The 19704-nt window shown below is 54.6% G+C and carries 15 protein-coding genes; 2 read left to right on the forward strand and 13 right to left on the reverse strand.

Annotation, left to right across the window (positions count from 1 at the left end; translation table 11 throughout):
• Positions 1-12: 12 nt before the first annotated feature.
• From GN242_RS08045 to GN242_RS08065, 5 genes are all read right to left on the reverse strand, one after another.
• On the reverse strand, positions 13-876 hold the full coding sequence (locus GN242_RS08045) for a shikimate dehydrogenase (RefSeq protein WP_156287249.1): 864 nt from the start codon (positions 874-876) through the stop codon (positions 13-15).
• 62 nt (positions 877-938) lie between these two features.
• Positions 939-2936, reverse strand: coding sequence for an oxidoreductase (locus GN242_RS08050; RefSeq protein ID WP_156287250.1), 1998 nt, complete (start codon positions 2934-2936; stop codon positions 939-941).
• A 302-nt stretch (positions 2937-3238) separates the two neighbouring features.
• Positions 3239-3595 carry an Aca2/YdiL-like domain-containing protein gene (locus GN242_RS08055; RefSeq protein ID WP_156287251.1) on the reverse strand — a complete coding sequence of 119 codons (357 nt, stop codon included), beginning with the start codon at positions 3593-3595 and terminating at the stop codon, positions 3239-3241.
• Positions 3596-3930: 335 nt separating this feature from the next.
• Positions 3931-4530: a hypothetical protein gene (locus tag GN242_RS08060; RefSeq protein WP_154751564.1), complete on the reverse strand. Its 600-nt coding sequence runs from the start codon at positions 4528-4530 to the stop codon at positions 3931-3933.
• Between the two features lie 17 nt (positions 4531-4547).
• Positions 4548-4844, reverse strand: coding sequence for a hypothetical protein (locus tag GN242_RS08065; protein WP_154751563.1), 297 nt, complete (start codon positions 4842-4844; stop codon positions 4548-4550).
• A 310-nt stretch (positions 4845-5154) separates the two neighbouring features.
• Here GN242_RS08065 and GN242_RS08070 point away from each other — a divergent pair, with 310 nt between their 5' ends.
• The gene (locus GN242_RS08070) at positions 5155-7518 is read left to right on the forward strand and encodes a membrane-bound PQQ-dependent dehydrogenase, glucose/quinate/shikimate family (protein WP_156287252.1); all 2364 of its coding nucleotides are present in this window, start codon (positions 5155-5157) and stop codon (positions 7516-7518) included.
• 36 nt (positions 7519-7554) lie between these two features.
• Here the strand turns inward: GN242_RS08070 and GN242_RS08075 are convergent, their stop codons facing one another.
• The 8 genes from GN242_RS08075 to GN242_RS08110 all read right to left on the reverse strand — a co-directional run bounded on the left by GN242_RS08075 (position 7555) and on the right by GN242_RS08110 (position 18407).
• Positions 7555-8709, reverse strand: coding sequence for a CdaR family transcriptional regulator (locus GN242_RS08075; protein WP_156287253.1), 1155 nt, complete (start codon positions 8707-8709; stop codon positions 7555-7557).
• Between the two features lie 91 nt (positions 8710-8800).
• The gene (gene pyk / locus GN242_RS08080) at positions 8801-10243 is read right to left on the reverse strand and encodes a pyruvate kinase (protein ID WP_156287254.1); all 1443 of its coding nucleotides are present in this window, start codon (positions 10241-10243) and stop codon (positions 8801-8803) included.
• Positions 10244-10365: 122 nt separating this feature from the next.
• The gene (locus GN242_RS08085; protein ID WP_154751559.1) at positions 10366-11517 is read right to left on the reverse strand and encodes a glycerate kinase family protein; all 1152 of its coding nucleotides are present in this window, start codon (positions 11515-11517) and stop codon (positions 10366-10368) included.
• A gap of 16 nt (positions 11518-11533) precedes the next feature.
• Positions 11534-12847: a GntP family permease gene (locus tag GN242_RS08090; RefSeq protein WP_154751558.1), complete on the reverse strand. Its 1314-nt coding sequence runs from the start codon at positions 12845-12847 to the stop codon at positions 11534-11536.
• Between the two features lie 368 nt (positions 12848-13215).
• Positions 13216-14004 carry an inositol monophosphatase family protein gene (locus GN242_RS08095; RefSeq protein WP_156287255.1) on the reverse strand — a complete coding sequence of 263 codons (789 nt, stop codon included), beginning with the start codon at positions 14002-14004 and terminating at the stop codon, positions 13216-13218.
• 23 nt (positions 14005-14027) lie between these two features.
• A complete protein-coding gene (locus GN242_RS08100; RefSeq protein ID WP_154751556.1) occupies positions 14028-15089 on the reverse strand; it encodes an ABC transporter ATP-binding protein in 1062 nt (353 codons plus the stop codon).
• Positions 15086-17317, reverse strand: a complete 2232-nt coding sequence (locus GN242_RS08105) for an ABC transporter permease (protein WP_156288225.1) — start codon at positions 17315-17317, stop codon at positions 15086-15088. Before GN242_RS08105 ends, GN242_RS08100 begins: the two co-directional genes overlap by 4 nt.
• Before the next feature lie 61 nt (positions 17318-17378).
• Positions 17379-18407, reverse strand: a complete 1029-nt coding sequence (locus GN242_RS08110; RefSeq protein ID WP_154751555.1) for an ABC transporter substrate-binding protein — start codon at positions 18405-18407, stop codon at positions 17379-17381.
• A 230-nt stretch (positions 18408-18637) separates the two neighbouring features.
• Between GN242_RS08110 and GN242_RS08115 the strand changes: the two genes are divergently transcribed.
• Positions 18638-19678 (forward strand): LacI family DNA-binding transcriptional regulator, encoded by a 1041-nt coding sequence (locus GN242_RS08115; RefSeq protein WP_154751554.1) that lies wholly within the window; start codon positions 18638-18640, stop codon positions 19676-19678.
• The last annotated feature ends 26 nt before the right edge of the window (positions 19679-19704 follow it).

Here is a 19704-nt window from a genome sequence, read left to right on the forward strand (position 1 = left end):
AGATGCCTTCACTCAGAACAGGATGTTTTTGATGTAGTCGACCGGCATTTCTTTCCCTGTCCAGATTTCGAAGGCTGCCGCCCCTTGCCACAGCATCATGCCTAACCCGTTGACAGTGCGACAACCTTTTTTGCGGGCGACTTCCAGCAACCGGGTTTGCTGTGGCTTGTACACCACATCAGAGACGATAAGATCGGGGCGCAGGAAGCTCTCATCCGGCAGTAGCATCACGCCTTCAAACGGCTTCATGCCAATGCCAGTCGCATTGGTAAAAATCATGCTGTCATCGATCTCATTGCGCAGCTTTTGCGTATCGGCAATATCGTAAAGATTTACCACGCAGCGGGTATTGTCCTGGATTTTACGGATTGTGGCCTGCGCATTATCCCAGAAGGCGTCACGCTGGTTGAAGATGGAGATTTCGCGCACACCGTCCAGCGCAGCCTGCACACAGATTGCCGTGGCGGCACCACCGGCACCACACAGCGTCATTTTCTCGCCGATAATATTGATATTCTCCTCCACCAGCGCACGCATATAGCCCGTGCCGTCGGTGATATGCCCGGTCAGTACGCCGTTATCATTAACCACGGTATTCACCGCGCCCACCAGCTGTGAGGCTGGAGAAAGCTGGTCAAGATGCTGACATACGGTAGTTTTATTCGGCATTGAGACATTAAAGCCACGCAGGTTTAGTGCACGGAATCCGTCGATCACCTCTTTCAGCTCTTTATTGCCCACGTCGAACGCCAGATAGACGTAATCCAGACCAAGATGGGCGAAAGCCTCGTTATGCATGGTGGGAGAGAGGCTGTGACGGATGGGGGTGGCGATCAATCCAATCAGTTCGGTATGACCAGTGATGCGTTCTGCCATGATGCTATCCTCATAATGTTAAAAAATTCATTGCTTCCCGGCGCAGGGGAGTCTTCACCGCATCACGCCAGGCAGCCCATATCTTCCAGAGTGGTGAGCACGTCATGCCCTTCGCGAACGCCATCAATAATGCGACGTGCCATCACGCTGTCGCCGATGTTCATAACTCTTATCTGCTCGCTGGCCGCCCACTGTTGCAACGCATCCAGCCCTTGCTGGTTGGCGCGCATACCGAGGCAGACAAAGCCGAAGTCGAAGGGCAGTTCGTGCAGGGCATCGTCTTTCTTCACGCTAAAATGCTCACCATGAACCGCCATCAGCCGGGTCTGCATCCACAGCGTGACCTGGTGTTCGTCGAGCATTGTCAGCATTGAGTTTTTGGTGATCAGATCGAGGTCGCGGCCCGGGGCATCCAGCATTTCTACCAGGGTGACGCGGGCACCGCGTTTGGCGAAAAATTCGCAGACGTCCAGCCCGACAGCACCACCGCCTACGACCACCACGCGTTTATCTGCGTTGTCGGTAAAGTTGTCGATACCGGAAAGCAGGCCGGTAATGGAGAACACCCGGCTGCCAGGGCGGTCGATAAAGTCCATCAGACCGTTAATCGGCGGCAGCAGCGGGGTGGAGCCGGTGGCGTTGACTACCAGGTCAGGAAGAAGGGCGGCGACATCGCTGACGCTGGCATGTTTACCGGTGATCACTGCAAGGTTGTTCAGCGCGCGCAGGCGGCGTTCCATAAACTGCGGGAACCCGGCAATCCTCTGTTTTTCAGGCAGGCGGGCGATGTCGCGTGCCAGGCCGCCCAGCTGCGGCTGTGCTTCCAGTAGCCAGGTCTGACAGCCGACTTCGGCGGCGGTGCAGGCTGCTTCCATGCCAGCAGTGCCGCCGCCAATCACCACCACCTTGAGCGGCCGGCTGACATGGCGCTGCCGGTAAGCATCACCGTGCAGAATATCGGGGTTGATTGAGCAGCGGATGGGGCGTGAACGTGCAATGCGATGGTCGGCGCAGCCAATATTGCAGGAGATGCAGTGGCGCATCAGGTGCTCCTGACCACTTTGTACTTTATTGACCCACGCCGGTTCGGCGATAAGCCCGCGCCCGATGGCCAGCAGGTCGGCGTCACCGCTGGCGAGGATATCTTCTGCAATGGCCGGATTACGGATATTGCCGGCGATCACCGTTGGTTTGCCGAAGCGCTGGCGCACGTCCCGTGACAGGTAACGTTTCCAGCCGTCGGGCAGATCCATCTGGTCAATCTGTAATTGCAGGGTATCGTTTAATGCCGCTGAGACGTTGAGCATATCCACGTTCTGCTGGCAGTGTTCCAGCAGGGCCAGCATCTCCTGCGGATGATTACCGCCTTCTACAAAGTCATCCATGCTGAAACGCAGGCTGATAGGGAAGCGGGGACCAACTTTCTCACGCACTTTATCCACCACCAGCCGCACGATGCGCGCACGGTTCTCCGGCGAACCGCCAAACTCATCTTCACGCTGGTTGTAGATTGGAGAGAGAAACTGACACAGCAGATAGGAGTGCCCTGCATGGATCTCAACGCAGTCAAAACCTGCCTGACGGGCGCGCTGTGCAGCATCACCAAATTTATCTACTACCTGATAAATTTCCTCCACGCTCATGGCGCGTGGGATTGTGCCGTTCTTTTTCGAAGGCTGCGTTGAGGAGGAGAGGGGCTGCTGCTGATTAAGGCGTGCCGCGTAGGCAGATGCTCCGGCGTGGTTAAGCTGAACCGAGACGCAGGCACCATGCTGATGCAGGCGTTCCGTCAGGCGAAACAGGCCGGGAATATACTGGTCATTATCAATGCGTAGCTGGGTCGTGCCGTTAGTGGCAAACGGGAAATCAATGCAGACATTTTCAATCGTTATCAGTGCAGTGCCGCCTTTTGCTCTCAGCGAATAATAATCCAGCTGCTGTTCACTGACTTCTCCATTTAACCCGGCAAAATTAGTTCCCATCGGCGGCATAATAATACGATTTTTTAAACGCATGCCATTGATGGTAATTGGGGTGAAAAGATGGCGATAACGATTCATAATATTGGCTCCGTAGCGACTTTTGCCGGGAAATAAATTCGGCTGGCGGTGAATATCAATAGTAATATTATTGGTATTAATACTACGAGGCGGGAGATGTAATGAATAATGCTTTTTTTTGTGCAATCAATAGAAGATTTCTATAGGATTAACAAATAGATCTATAGAATTTCAGTATAATTAACATTTGTAACCGAAGAGGAACATGCGGCCCTGCGTCAGCGACATGATAGTACTGTTACTATGTCATTATGCCTGCTTAACTGGCAGGCATAAGCGTTATTTAATAATAATTCAGTAGGTTAGCAGAGCCGTTCCAGCCCGCGAGAGTAAAGTTCAGCAGCCACTGACTGATAGGTTTTCCATGCTAAAAGATCTTCGCCCGGTCTGGCCTGTTTGAATTCTTCAAAGGTAGGGAAATATTTCATAGTGTTATTTCCGATACGCAGGTTAATTTTGTCAATTATGGCGTTCATGTGATGTTGACGTTGAATCAACAACTCTTCAAAGCGGTGGATAATTTTCTCGCTGATCTCTTCTTGCCCCAACTCTCTTTTTTTCCACGCTGCGGGATCGTTATCCTTAGCAATATAGCTAGCAGCTTCTTCGATACTGAGAAGGAAAATATGACGTAATGCCTGGAGTTCTAAATAATTCATTTAATCTACTCTCTGTTAATTTTTTCTCACTCTAACATTAATTGCCCATCGCCAAGATGGCAGGGGATGATCTGCGTCATAAACGGGATAAATAATGTCTGTGTAAATCAGAGTGATAACGATTTCAGAACAGTGCATAAGTGATGCAGGTTACACATTGCAAAATTAGATGGTCTGCTGAAAAGCGGATCCACCGCATGCTGACCTGGGAAAATATAAGAGACCGGGTGACGAGATAACTCCACAGAAGACCCTATCGTGGCAAGAAGTTACGCGAGCGACTCAAACTGCCCGCAAAATTTACGGGCAGTAGAGGTCTGTGTGACAAAGTCCGATCAGGCGATTGCTGCGGCCATATTTCTTAACTCAGGCAGGCCGCTGAGATCCTGCTCCAGCACCAGATCCTGGTGAATTTTCAGGATCACCGCTTTCACCACGTCAGAGGTTTTTTTCATCCCCTGTCCCAGCATTAGCTGGTTGAGTTCGGCCTGCTGACGGTTGGTGATTTTCATCGACAGGCGGCGGGAAGCTTTGGCATTTGCCATATCGCTACTCAAAAAGGATTTCAACTTCTGCTGCGGGTAGCGTCCGTTTGTCAGCGCATGGAGATACCAGAGAATCAGCACTTTGTTGAAATTTTCATTAAGCGTCGCATCAATTTTCTGCGTTGCTATATAAAGAATATCCAGGTAGTGCGCAGGTACTCTCACCTCCAGCGATGAGCTGGACTGCTCGAATACCTCTTTGATGCGGGCGTTAGACTGTGCCGGGATAGCGGCAACTTCGTCACAGCGGTCACAGACGGCAGCCAGAATATTTTTTACCGTACCGCGTTTATCGCTGAAGTCGACATCGCGCATCCGGTAGGTAGCGGAGGTTTTACCGCAGTTATGGCACAGTAGCGTCCTTGTCTCACCTTCTTTAACAATTCTCATTGTTCACCTCTTCCTTGTTACAGATGCACGCTGATAAAAATCATGTCAGGTTCCATAAAATAAAATTTTACGTACCACCAACCTCCACATTTCCAGCTACGGCAGATATGCACATCTACCTCAGGATCCTGATGATGCGGGCTACAATGATACCCGGTACCGCTGGTTTTCCTGATCAGTTCAGCGACCCAAACGTTATCAACCTCGCCTGTCGCAAACAGGTTTTTAACGTCTATATTCCTGCGAACCTCATGATCATATGCGCCTTGATGGAGGCAGTGTATTGCCTGACGTTTCACATCCGTGAGTTTCATTTCTTCGTCCCTCTATTATGTACGCATGAAGACGTACTTTCAAATGCCTACTATTACGATTCTGGCTGGATTCTAAGGTCTGAGGTGACGAAAAGGAGGGGATGACAGTGAGAAGACGGAAGAGAATTTCAACTTTCAGAGACGGCTCGCAACCTCGATACAGGCAAAAGTGTGATCTGTACGGAATAGTTACCGATAACAATTAAAATAATTTTAGTTTTTATATCAGATTTTTTTAGTTAAATTAGTGTGAGTATATTGTAATTATTTGTCAGGTAATAATTGCGCACTTTAACACTAAGGGATACCAATGCTTAACAAGATAACCAGTATTGTCATCGCGATTGTCGGGATCGCGACGCTCTACATGGGTACAAAATTGCTGATGATAGGCGGTACGCCGTTCTATGCGCTGATGGGCCTCGGTCTGTTGGTAACAGCGGTAACACTGTTTATGAAAAAAAGAATCGCGCTGACTCTCTACGCTCTGCTGATGTGGATGGTGCTGGCGTGGATGATTTATGAAGTCGGTTTCGATAAGTGGCAGTGGATCCCGCGTGGAGACATTTTCGGCCTGATCGGCCTGTGGCTGGCAATGCCATGGGTTGTTCGCCCGCTGTATAAAAATGAAGGGCGGCGTTTTCATCCGTTCCTCGGTACTACGGTGATTGTCATTGTGGCGCTGGTGGTGGGGATGATGTTCTACGATCCTTTGCCGCAGGCCGGCACCATCACCACACAGCGTCAGAGTAGCAATACTGATGTGGCTGGCAATGACTGGACGGCCTACGGCGGCACCGCCAATGGTTTGCGTTTCTCCAGTCTGAAACAGATCACTAAAGATAACGTCAACAAGCTGGATGTTGCCTGGATCTACCATACGGGTGACGTGCGTGACGCCGAAAAAGATGCCACCGAATACACCTTTGAAGCCACGCCGCTGAAGGTGAATAACAGCGTCTATATCTGTACGCCGCACAATGAAGTGCATGCGCTGAATCCAGAAACCGGAGCGCTGAAGTGGAAATATCAGCCAGCGAAGGATGCTTCTTATCTGCAACAGCATCAGACCTGTCGTGGCGTGAGCTTCTACGATGGCGGTGATGTGCAGGGTGATACCACAGCTGGTCAGCCAGCGCTGTGTCGTAAACGTATTTACAACGCCAGTAATGATGCAAAATTGATCGCGCTGGATGCCGATACCGGCAAGCTGTGTGCTGATTTTGGCAAAAATGGCGTGGTAGATCTGCATACCAATATGGGCCCTGTACGCCCGCATGCACTGATGCAGACAGCGGCACCGCTGGTGGCGGGTAATCTGGTTATTGTTGGCGGTTCAGTCATGGACAACGGCTATAACACAGGCAATCCGTCAGGAGTGATTCGTGCCTATGATGCGATGTCAGGTCGCCTGGTATGGAACTTCGATCCGGCCAACCCGGAAAATACCCAACCGATCGCCGCTGACCAGAGCTATCCGCAGGATACGCCAGTGGCGTGGGGCACGCTGAGTGCCGACCTGAAAAATGGTCTGGTGTATGTGCCGTTTGGCAATGCCTCGCCGGATGAAGTGGGAATGAAACGTGACGCGAACAGCAACACGGAAAAATTCCGCGATACGCTGGTGGCGTTGGATCTGAAAACCGGCAGCTTTAAATGGCGCTTCCAGTCGTCGAAAAATGACCTGTGGGATCGTGATAATCCATCGCAGCCTTCACTGCTGGATATTGACTACCAGGGGCAGAAACAGCCAGTGGTAATCCTGCCGACCAAAACCGGCAACCTGTTTGTACTTAACCGCCTTACCGGTCAGCCGGTATATCCGATTAATCAGGTAGATGTCTCTACTCAGGGCATCAGCGGTGAAAAATATTCCCCGACACAGCCTGTTTCGGCGCTGAATTTTATTCCGGCACCGCTAAATGAGAAAGCGATGTGGGGCCTGACGCCATTTGATCAGATGGCCTGCCGTATCGACTTTAAGTCACTGCGCTATGACGGTAATCCGTGGACGCCAGCGACGGAAGCTGGCTCAATTATCTTCCCGGGTAATATCGGCGTATTCAACTGGGGTTCCGTGGCGGTTGATCCCGAGCGTCAGATTCTGATCGCCTCTCCGGTGCGTCTGGCTTACAAATATAATCTCATCAAACGTTCAGCGGCCACCGCCGACAAGCGTCTGTTCAGCAAAGATGGTACGCCGTACTGGAATGAGAACTTTGAGGGTGATTACGCCATTCATATTCAGCAGCTCTCCTCCAGCCTGGGTATTCCGTGTATTGCACCACCCTGGGGTCGTATGGTGGGTGTCGATCTGAAAACCGGTAAAACTGAATGGCTGCGCCGCGTTGGCACCACCAAAAACCTCAATACCAGCTTCCTGCCGGGCCGCTTCCCGATTGGTTTCCCGATGGGAATGGTGGCTCACGGCGGGCCGTTAACCACGGCGGGTGATGTGGTGTTCCACGGTGCAACGGCCGATAACTTCTTCCGCGCTTACGACGTAAATACGGGTGAACTGCTGTGGCAAACTGAACTGCCAGCAGGTGGCCAGGCGACGCCTGCTACCTATATGGGCAGCGATAAGCAGCAGTATGTGGTTATTGCCGCGGGTGGACATGGTTCGCTGGGCACTAAAGCGGGTGATTCAGTAGTGGCTTTTCGTCTGAAGTAACCTGAACCGGGGAGCGGCCTGTATTGCCGCTCTCCGTTAGTTATTATCAAGCTGGTCGGCCACATAGAGCAGGAAGCGGTCGTCCAGATTACTGAGGTTCATTCCGGTCAGTTCGGCAATTCGTTTGAGGCGATAGTCCAGGGTGTTTTTATGAATAAACAGCGCTTTTGCCGTAGTGCTGGCGTGCAGATTATGTCGAAACCACGCGCGCAGCGTTTTACGATAGACACCGCTCTCATCCATTGCCTTTAGCCTTTTCAGCGGGCTGATCAGTTCAGCCGCCTGCCAGCCATCCGATAAACTATCCAGCAGCACCGGCAGCTTGCTGTCCTGATAAACATAACAGTTCAGTTCGGGCATTCTCAGCTTGCCCACTTTCATAGTGGCTTTCGCCGTGCGATACGATCGCTCGACGCCGCCAGATCCCGGAAAAAAATTCCCCAGCGCCAGGCGTACTTTTAGCGAACTGCCCTGTTGCAGGCGCTGATAAAGCCGATCCATCCGCTGCTTATGCTCGTCAGGCTCCCAGCGTTCGGCGTGCAGGTGAGCGGGGCGCAGCACCACCATTTCGGTCAGCGAGACAATCGCCATTAAATCATCCTGCCCGGTTTCGAGCAGCAGTGACTGTAGTTGTTGCAGCTCACTCATTGCGCTGGTGACGCCCAGCTGGCCGCTTTCAAGCTCAACCACCATTGCCACGCGTGGCCGTTGCAGATCAACCCCAAGACGCTGTGCCCACTCGGTGGCGGTGGCGGCATTGCCGGTATTGCGGATCAGGCTTAACACCAGCTCCTCACGCAGACGGCTGTTATGTGCCAGTAGTTGCAGCAGGCGTGCCTGTTCCAGCATCATTTCTGCTGTCATGCGCACCAGCTCGCCATACTGCATTAATCCCTGCGGATTACCGGTGAGGCCGATTACGCCGACAATCTGATTATTAAGCTTGAGTGGCAGGTTGATACCGGGTTTGACCCCGTGAAGAGAGTGCATCGATGCATCATCAATAGTCACCACGCGCTGCTGGGTTAAGGCTAACAGCGCACCTTCGTGCATTTCTCCGATGCGCGCCGGATCGCCGCTGCCAATAATGCGTCCGTTGGCGCCCATCACATTGACGTTGCAGTGGATGATTTGCATGGTTCTGTCGACGATGGAACAGGCAAGCCTGGCATCGAACAGAGATTCACTCATTGATTCACTCCGGACAGGATCAGCTGATGTGCGCCGCGCTCCCGGATGAAGAGCGCGCGGCGCAGCGGCTCAATGCCGCAGAGGGTTTAACTTAATCGACCAGTGAGATACGGCAGGTGTTGGCGCTGCCAACTTCGCCAACGCTGTCACCCTGAGTGACAACCACCAAATCACCCGATGACAAATACCCCTGTTCGCGCAGAATAGCGATCGCATCCTGTACCGACTGTACGCCTTCGGCATGGCCGTTAAACAACACGGGTGTCACGCCACGGTAAAGCGCGGCCAGGTTCAGCGTGGACTGATGCCGTGAGAGGGCAAAGATAGGCAGACTTGAGGTAATACGCGACATCATGCGCGCAGTACGCCCCGACTCGGTCATGGCGAGTACCGCTTTTACGCCGGTCAGGTGGTTAGCCGCATACATGGCGGACATCGCCGTCATCTCTTCAATATTGCTGAACTCGACGTCAAGGCGGTGTTTCGAGGTGGTCGTGCCGGGCACCCGCTCCGCCCCGAGGCAGATGTTATGCATCGAAGTAACGGCTTCCACCGGGTAACTGCCTGCGGCGGTTTCTGCTGAGAGCATCACCGCATCGGTGCCATCGAGCACGGCGTTGGCAACGTCCATCACCTCTGCTCGTGTCGGCATCGGGTTGGTAATCATTGACTCCATCATCTGCGTGGCAGTGATCACCACACGGTTAAGCTGGCGGGAGCGGGCAATCAGGCGTTTCTGAACCGCCACCAGCGCAGCGTCACCTATTTCTACGCCGAGATCGCCGCGCGCTACCATGATCACATCGGAGGCAAGGATCATATCGTCCATGCTCTCATCCGATGCTACTACTTCAGCACGTTCAACCTTCGCCACGATCAGCGCCTTGCAGCCCGCCTCGCGCGCCAGACGGCGGGTGAAGCGCAGGTCTTCGCCGCTGCGCGGGAATGAGACGGCAAGATAGTCGACATTCATTTTGGCGGCGGTGAGAATATCTGCTTTATCTTTTTCGGTAAGTGCATCGGCAGAGAGGCCGCCACCCAGTTTGTTAACGCCTTTATTATTCGACAGTACGCCGCCAACGGTAACTTCGGTATAAATGATCGTGCCGGCTACGCGCAGTACACGCAGCTGAATTCGGCCATCGTCCAGCAGCAGGATATCGCCAGGTACCACATCATCCGGCAGGGATTTATAGTCGATACCCACGCGCTGGTTATCGCCCTCGCCTTTATCCAGCAGGGCATCAAGAATAAATTCATCGCCGACGGTCAGCAGGGCTTTACCCTCTTTAAACGTCGACACGCGAATTTTCGGCCCCTGGAGATCGCCTAAAATGGCTACCTGACGCCCGAGACGGCTGGCGACATCGCGCACTCGCTGTGCCCGGGCGATATGATCTTCAGCAGTACCATGAGAAAAGTTCAGCCTGACGACGTTGGCGCCGGCTTTAATGATTTTCTCCAGATTATTATCCCGGTCGGTAGCCGGGCCCAGGGTGGCAACAATTTTGGTGCGTCTTAATACTTCAGACATGGTCACATCCTTGGTTAAATGTCGCATTCTCTAGCTGATAGTTTGAGTTGCAGGTTCGGTGCCTGCAACCCACTGGTATACACCCTTCTTCTCCAGATGTATTGACGTTGATTAATCAGCTATTAAAAAGAAGCCATCGCTGTTTTTTTGATAAGTCGGCCAATATTTTCGCAGGTGCGTTCCATATTTGTGGCTCCTTCGGGCAACAGCGATTCTATGGTTGCTGCATGAGGAATAATACCGAAGATGGCATCAATACCTGCTTCATACAGCGAATCGATATCATCGCCAATACTGCCCGCAACTGCAATCACCGGAACATGATGCTGCATGGCGGTTTGTGCAACGCCAAAGGGAGTTTTACCAAACCGGGTCTGAAAGTCGATACGGCCTTCACCGGTGAAGCAGAAATCCGCGCCGGCCATATGACTGGCAAGACCGCTGTATTCCACCACGATCTCAATGCCTTTACGCAGCGTGCAGCGGGTGAACGCCATCAGTCCGGCCCCCAGACCACCTGCTGCACCAGCGCCAGGTGCAGCCGCAACTTCTTTGCCCAGCTGCTGTGAGATTATCGCAGCATAGTGCGCGAGGTTACGATCAAGCTCAGTAACCATCTCCGGGGTGGCTCCTTTTTGCGGCCCGAACACTGCCGAGGCCCCCTGGGATCCACACAGTGGGTTAGTCACGTCACAGGCTACCTGAATATCAACCTGTGCCAGGCGACTGTCCAGCCCGGAAATATCAATGCGGTGTAATTCACCCAGTGCGCCACCGCCAGCAGCTAACCGCTTGCCATGGCGATCGTAGAAGCGCACACCCAGTGCCTCGGCCATTCCGGCACCGCCATCATTTGTGGCGCTGCCACCGATACCGAGGATAATCTTTTTAATGCCTTTATCCAGGCAGGCACTAATCAGCTCCCCGGTGCCCCAGGTGGTGGTCAGCAGCGGGTTTTTGGTCTGCTGATTGACATAATGGATGCCGCTGGCCGACGCCATTTCAATCACGGCGATATCGCCGCTGCCCATAATGCCGTAACAGGCCTCAACGGGTGTACCCAGCGGGCCGGTGACCTGCTGCGTAAATATTTCGCCGCCGGTGGCGTCAATCAGCGACTGGGTGGTGCCTTCGCCGCCGTCCGCCATCGGAACATGAATATAGTTTGCGTCAGGAAATACGCGCTTAAGGCCGGTTTCCATTGCGATGCACACCTCCTTCGCCGTCATGCTCTCTTTGAAGGAGTCAGGTGCTAATACAAAGGTCTTTTTCATTGCTGGTACCTTATTCTTAACGTGCAAAGCCATAGAGAAGGGTCGCGACAAGCGTCATCGTCCCGCCCACCATTGCCTCATAAGGCAGTAACATCATACGTTGCCTGATACTCATATTCATGCTCTGGGCGGTGACGTGGAAGTAGTTGCCCTGAGGCAGTGAGTCAATAACAGTGGCTCCGGTGTGTACCATCACCGCTGATGCAATCGGTGCCATGCCAATATCAGTAATAGTATGGCCGAAGGTGCTGGTAGCGAGAATTACCCCGGTGGAGGTCGAAGCGGTCGCCCCCGCCATCAGGATGCCCGAAATAGGGGCAAGGAAGGTGCCAGAAATCCCCATCAGGTGAATGAGCTGCACTACCTGGGTGGAGAGATCAGAGGCGGCAATCAGCCCGGCAATGGCACCAGCACCGATCAGGATCAGCACGGTGGCGGTCATTTTTTCCAGGCCGGAAGTGGTGTATGCCAGCATCTTTTCTTTTTTGCCCATCGCCAGCAGCCCGACAAAACCTGCTACCGGCAGCACATACATGGCGTCCAGCTTAAAGGAGGTCAGGGCGCTGATATGGAAGATTGAGCCGATCGGATTGACCATCAGCAGAATGACAGCCAGCAGCGGAGCAACCACCGCTTTGCCCAGCGTTGGGTAGTGCGTCCCGTTTTTTGTAGAATCCGGGCCATAAGCGGCCGCAGCTTCGGCATCCGTGACCTTGACGCCTCTGTTTCTCAGCAGAGAGGCAACCAGTACCGTCACCAGCAGGCCGAACAGCGCGGGAATAAATCCGGCAATCATCACATCGCTCAGATTAATATGAAATCCGTTTGCCGCCGCAATAGCGTTTGGATTGGGTGAGATAATATTCCCTGCTTTCCCTCCGCCGGATAAAGCCAGCAGCAGGGCAATTTTGGAAATGCCAATTTTATTACCAACGGAGAGTGCAATGGGTGCGACAATTAATACGGCTACCGGAATAAATACCCCAACGGCGGTAATTATCATTGTTGCCAGCGCCAGCGAAATAATCGCCTTGCTTTCGCCCATTTTCTTTACGATTGCCTGAGCAATAGTTTCTGCCGCGCCTGACTCCATCATCACACCGGCCAGGACGCCGGCCGCCAGCACGCGGATTACCGTGCCCATCACGCTTTGCGTACCGGTGGTCAGCAATGCAATGGTTTGATCAAGGCTGCCGCCGCCGATAAATGCCCCAATAATCGCTCCCAAAAATAGCGAATAGACCGGGTTGGTTTTTTTAAGTATGAGGAAAATGGCAATAAACAGACCTGCCAGTGCCCCATACCAGGCGAGGGGTTCGGAAATATTCATTTTTTGACCTCTATATTTTTATAATAGACAAAAGTCCCTGGGTTGGCGTTATGTTACGAATTAAACTTTACAATGTTATAAATAGTGAACTGACAGACTTTATTCACTGAGGATATTTTAAGCGTCAGTAAGAAATATCACTATGTGCAGTGACACAAATAAACCGTGTGATAACAGGAAATACCTGGGCGTTTGCCCAGGAGGAAGAGAGGCTTATCACAGGATGGCGCGTCGCGGTATCCGGGTTAAGAGCGGAGGAGGGGAACGCTAAACTGAAGATCACGCGCCAGCAGCGGCGCGTGATCTGGTTCACTCAGAGACAGACAATCGAGAATATTAAGATATTTTTTTATGCAGTGATCAAGCCACTACAGCCTGGCAATTTTCAGCAGGTCGGCTTTGGCACCCGGTGCCACCGCCAGCACGGGCGCACCGCGCAGCAGAGCTTCGCCGTCAGTATTGAATGCATGCGTCCAGCCGCCGGCCTCGTTGACCAGGCAGTAGCCTGCCAGGCAGTCCCAGGCGTGCATATAAGGTTCGTAATAGCCCACCAGCCGCCCAGCGGCGACCCAGGCGAGCATCATCGCCCCGGAACCATTACGGAAGAAGTTACCGCCCACGGCGGTGATCCCGGCAGCGATTTCACCTACGCGTTCCGGAGTGACATAGCTGTTGGCTCCAAAGCCGGTAACGTGGTTCTGCATGGTTCGTGATGGATCAACATGCAGCGGTTTGCCGTTAAGCGTGGCTCCCTGGCCGCGTGCGGAAACAAAACACTCCTGCTGGCACGGGGCCATAATGACCCCAATCACCGGTTCGCCCTGATGAATAACGGCGATCGACACACACCAGTTCGGCATACCGTTCACAAACGGACTGGTGCCGTCTATCGGATCCACTACCCAGGTAAAACCTGAGCTGCCAGCCTGTAAACCGAACTCTTCTCCAAGAAAACCATCATCCGGGAACGCCCGTGCAATCTGCCCGTTAATCAGCAGCTCCACTTCGCGGTCGGCAATGGATACCACGTCCTGTGCATCGCGTTTAGTTTCAATCACCAGCTGGTCACGGTGATTAAAGTATTCCAGCGCTTTGGCTCCGGCTTCGCGAGCAGCCTGTTCTGCCAGCGCCAGGCGGCGGGAAATATCTTCACTCATATTCAGTCCTTATTCATGCGGGATCACTGGGCAATCAGCGCCAGTCCCTGAGGTTTGAAATCCACGGCGACACCGGTACCCGGAGCCAGCTGGCTTTCCATCTGTACATCGACAATAAACAGCGCGCCCAGACCCGTTTGCACTTCATATTCAATATGGTCACCCAGCCAGGTGCTGTGGGTGATCTCACCGTTCAGCGCGCCAGCCGGATCGGTACGCAGGGTAATAAACTGCGGACGTACCGACAGCTGCGCTGCGCCAGGGCGGGCGTGAGCACCGGGAACGCGATACTCACGACTGCCGAGTGCTATCACCGCCTCTTGCCCCTCAATCCTGCGAATATCGCAGGGCAGAATATTGGCTTCACCCATAAAATCGGCAATAAACACCGATGCTGGCGACTGATACAGCTCCTGCGGCGCGCCCTGCTGGGCAATATGCCCCTCTTTCATGACAATAATCTTATCGGATACGGCGAGCGCCTCTTCCTGATCGTGGGTGACGTACACCGCGGTAAAGCCGAGACGCTGTTGCAGATCGCGGATTTCGGTACGCACACGGCGGCGCAGGCGTTCATCGAGGTTGGAGAGCGGTTCATCCAGCAGCAGCACCTGCGGCTCCAGCACCAGCGCACGCGCTACGGCAATACGCTGCTGCTGGCCGCCGGAAAGCTCTGCGGGCAGGCGCTGGCCCATACTCTCCAGCCCGACCAGCTTCATCCCCTCACGGGCGCGATCCTGCGCCTCCTTGCGTGACAGGCCGCCAGAGAGCAGGCCATACATCACATTTTCCAGTGCGCTCATATGCGGAAATAGCGCGTAGGATTGAAACACCATCGCCACGTCACGCTCGTTGGCGGGCAGATGAGTGACATCTTTGCCGCCAATCAGGATCCGCCCGGAGCTGGGGTGCTCCAGCCCGGCCAGCAGGCGCAAAGTGGTGGTTTTACCGCAGCCAGATGGCCCGAGCAGCGTCACCAGGCTACCCGGTTCCACGGTCAGTGAGAGACCGGGCAGGGCGTTAAAGTCGCCAAACTGTTTGGTAACGTTGTCAAATACCACTGAACCGGAACGGATGGTTGTCATACGGCACTCTCCTGATGTAAAGCCGGTGGCGTGGCCAGCGGGGTGGTGGCAATGCGGGTGGCGCGGCGCAGACGGCGTTCACCGACCAGCAGCTGGAAGGTGAGGATCACCGCCAGCATTACCACAATAAGTACCGAGGAGTAGGCAATCGCCACGCCGTATTCCCCGTTTTCAACCAGCCCGACGATATACGAAGTGGCCATGTTGTACTGCGCACTGACAAGGAAAATCACTGCGCTGATTGAGGTAATCGCCCGTACAAAGGCGTATACCAGCGCCGCGCTGATCGCTGGTTTCAGCAGCGGCAGAATCACCTTACGCAGCGTACGGAAGCTGCTGGCACCGAGCGTCAGCGAGGCTTCATCCAGGCTGCGATCGAGCTGACTCATGGCGGCAATGCCTCCGCGTACGCCCACGGGCATATTGCGGAAAACAAAGCAGGCGACGAGGATCAGCGCGGTGCCGGTGATCTCCAGCGGCGGCAGGTTGTAGGCCATAATGTAGCTGACGCCAATCACCGTGCCGGGAATGGCAAAACTGAGCATCAGCATAAACTCGAAGGTCTGACGTCCGGCAAACTTCTGTCGTACGATCAGCCACGCGGTTAGCAGGCCAACAATGGCGGTGAGCGGCGCGGCAATCAGTGCGATCTCCATTGTTGTCCAGAACGAGTTCCAGGCCACTCCGGTCCACACTATCTCTCCTGCTCCCCAGTGGAAGCCGAAGGCCCGGGCGTAGTGCGCCAGCGTCAGGCTGCTGTCCAGCCCCCAGGATTGCACAAAGCCGCCAATCAGGATCATGCCGTAGATCACCAGCGTGAACAGGCCCCAGGGGATCACCAGCGCGTAAACGGCATAGCGCAGTCCGCGCGGTAGTCCGCAGTGCTGACCGGAGTCCCCTTTGCCGGTGACGGTGGCAAAGTTTTTACCAGACAACCACAGGCGCTGAAGAATAAAGGCGCTGAGGGTGAAACACAGCAGGATAATCGCCAGCACTGCCGCCCGGCTCGGATCATTCTGCGCCCCGACCACTGAGAAGAAGATCTCCGTCGACAGTACGCCGTGGCTGCCGCCCAGCACCATCGGGTTACCGAAGTCCGCCATGCTTTCGATAAAGCTGATGAGAAAGGCATTAGCCAGACCAGGTGCCATCAGCGGTAGTGATACATAGCGGAAGGTGCGCCAGCGATTGGCACGCAGCGTCTGTGATGCCTCCTCCAGCGACGGGCTGACGCCCTCGACCACGCCAATCAGCACCAGGAATGCAATCGGCGTAAATGAGAGCACCTGAGCGATCCAGATCCCGGTCAGGCCGTACAGCCAGCGGCCCGGTTCGATGCCGAACAACGAGGCCAGCAGTTCGGTGACCACGCCCGCGCGGCCAAACAGCAGCATCAGCGCCAGACCAATGACAAATGGCGGCGTAATAATGGGTAGTACGGTCAGCATCCGCAGCCCTTTTTTAAACGGCAGCGGGGTGCGGGTGGCAGCCAGTGCAAATGCCAGACCAAGCAGAGTGGATCCTCCGGCGGTCATCAGCGCCAGCCACAGAGTACGCCAGGCCGTGCCACAGCCACCGCTGCCGCTGAGGCAGCCGAGGCTCCAGATGGCCGGATCCTGAATATTGGCGATCATCCCATCCGGTTTAAATGAGCCGTCCACATCCTGTACTGAGGCGACAAACATACTGAGCACCGGATAGAGCACGAAGGTGGTAACCAGCGCCACCAGCAGCACAATCGCCGCGACAACAAAGGCATCACCGCGCAGCACGCCCCGTTCTGCCAGAGCAAAGGAGAAGAGCAGCAGGAAAGTAGTCAGCAGCAGGATCGCTCCGGCACCAAAGGCAGGCTGGCCGTCACTGAGTGCGCCAAACAGCTGCTCACTCCACAGCCAGTTCCAGCCGCTGTAGCCGATGGCGTGGCCCTCAAACAGTAAAAACAGTACGCCTGCGGTGCTCGCTCCCATCAGCAACCAGGAGCGGTGATTGCCGACGGGCAGCAGGCGGCCCAGCCCAGTGATCAGCAGCATCAGCACGGCGATGGCCAGCCAGGGGCGCTGAAACAGTGCAATTTGCCACAGCGCCGGAGCCGTCTCACGTTCCTGCCAGAGCTTGCCCAGCCAGCCGAAGTCGAAAAATCCGGCTTCCAGGCTGTACCAGGGCAGGAGCAGGACAGCGAGTGCGCCCAGCACTAAGGCCCCGTCCAGGCGGCGGTTTTGAGCATTCATCATAACCTCGATGGTTAATTATCCGGCCTCCCGCGCGGGCGGGAGGGGAAGGGAGGAGGGATTACTGGGCGCTGGCGCCAATCTCTTTATCCCAGCGGCTGAGTAGCGCTTTACGTTTGGCTGAGTCACCGTAGGTTTTAAAGTCGTAATCAATCAGTTTGATATTCTCAAAACGCGGTGCGTATTCAGAGATGGCGGCATTTTTGTTCGACGGCAGCTGGAAGGATTTGGCGTCTTTCATATGGGACTGCGCCTCGGCACTGAGCGCCCAGTCGTACCATACTTTTGCGGCAGCGAGGTTTCGCGCCCCTTTTACAATCGACATTGAGCCGATTTCGTAGCCGGTGCCTTCGCACGGTGCCACTGCTTTCACCGGGAATCCATCCACCTGCATTGCTACCGCATCATGCATAAAAACGATGCCGATAGTTGTTTCACCACGCGCTGCTGCTTTCACCGGCGCTGAACCGGATTTAGTGTACTGGGAAATGTTGGCATTAAGTTTTTTCAGGTAATCGAAGGCCTTCTCTTCACCCATGATCTGCACCAGCGTGGCGAGGGTGTTATAGGCTGTGCCGGAGGAGTTCGGGTTTGCCATCTGGATTTCACCTTTCCAGGAGGGATCGAGCAGATCGGCCCAGCAGGCCGGAGCTTTCAGCTTTTTCTCCTCCACCAGCCTGGTGTTGTAACCCCATCCCAGCGCCCCGGCGTAGACGCCGACGGTACGGAACTGCGCGCTTTCGGCCTGCTTCTGCGCCCAGTCCTGCTGCTGGTCGAGCAGTGGCGATTTGTACGCCTGAGTTAAGCCTTCATCGGCGGCCTGCATATGCGGGTCGCCGGTGCCTGCCCACCAGATATCGGTGCGCGGGTTTCGTGCCTCAGTACGGATACGTGCATAGGCTTCACCCGCAGAGAGGCGCACCATACTGACTTTGATATCCGGGTGTTGTTTCTCAAACAGGTTAGTCATTTGCTCACAAACAACCACATCAGCGGAGCAGATCATATTCAGCTTATCGGCGGCCTGAGCCGGAAGGGCTGTGAGCGCAGAGCCAGCGGCGATGGCTGCTATCAAAGTGACGCGATGCATGGTGTTCTCCTTCGGTGTGTAGGGTAGGCGATACGTTGTCGCCAGGTTTTGTGTAGACGTTTTGCACGTGTGTGCAATTAATTAATGCACAAAAATTGTGCTGTCAATCTTGCTGTAGCGCAATTCAGCTACTGCGTCACAAAATTGAAACAATCACGCTACAAAATTATTTGCACAGCCTTGCAAAGTGCGACAGACTCACTGACAACGCAAAGCGGGCGTATGTGAGGATGGCGATGGAAAAGGCAGTGGTCAGCGCGAAAGATGTGGCAGAGATGGCCGGGGTTTCCCGATCGGCGGTATCACGAACTTTTACGCCGGGAGCCAGCGTATCGGCAGCAACGCGTAAAAGAGTGATGCAGGCGGCGGAGGTGCTGGGCTATCACGTCAACCATCTGGCGCGGGGACTGGTGCGTAACCGCAGTGGCATCGTCTGCCTGATTGTCTCGGAGCTGGCAACGCCGTATCGCGCCAGCCTGGTGCGGCTGGTGACTCAGCATTTACAGGAAGCCGGAAAAATCGCCATGCTGATCAATACCGACCGCTCGGATGACAGTGTTTCCCAGGCGTTGCAACAGGCAATTAACTACCGTGCGGATGCCTCCTTTGTCCTCTCCGGCATGCCTGAAAGCGCCATTGCGCGCCTGTGCCATAAGCACGGTCAGCGGCTGGTACTGATTAATCGTAACGACGTAATGCCCGGTTCGTTAAGTATTAATCTCGATAACGAAGAGGCGGCGAATCGCGTGGTGATGGCGTTTGTCCGCGCAGGCTGCCAGCATGTGGCCTTTGCCAACTCGCTGGCAGGAACGCCAAGCCTGATGGCACGTGAACGCGGGTTTATGCAGGCCGCGGAAGCCGCCGGACTACAGGTTAGCGTGGAGCGATTTGGCACCACCTCCTATGAGAGCGGGCAGATTCTGGCACACCGCCTGCTGACCCGTCGCCACCGTCCTGATGCGGTATTCTGCGTTACCGATCTACTGGCCTGCGGTTTTATGGATGAAGCGCGGCACCGTTTTTCCCTGCGTATTCCTGAAGACCTCTGCGTGGCGGGTTACGATGATATCCCGCAGGCGGCCTGGTCCTCTTATCATCTCACTACCTTTACCCAGCCGGTGGATCGCTTTGCCCGCGACGCCGTTGCCTGGCTGGTGGCCGAAGAGCAGCGCGAAGACAGCCAGCCCCCGGCACTGGATCAGGAGATGCCGGGCGAAACGCGAATGTACCATGCGGATTTTATCTGGAGGGGGACGATACGCGGGGGATAATATTGCGTGATAGCGCGTAGTGCGTA

The organism is Erwinia sorbitola (assembly GCF_009738185.1).
Lineage (GTDB): Bacteria > Pseudomonadota > Gammaproteobacteria > Enterobacterales > Enterobacteriaceae > Erwinia > Erwinia sorbitola.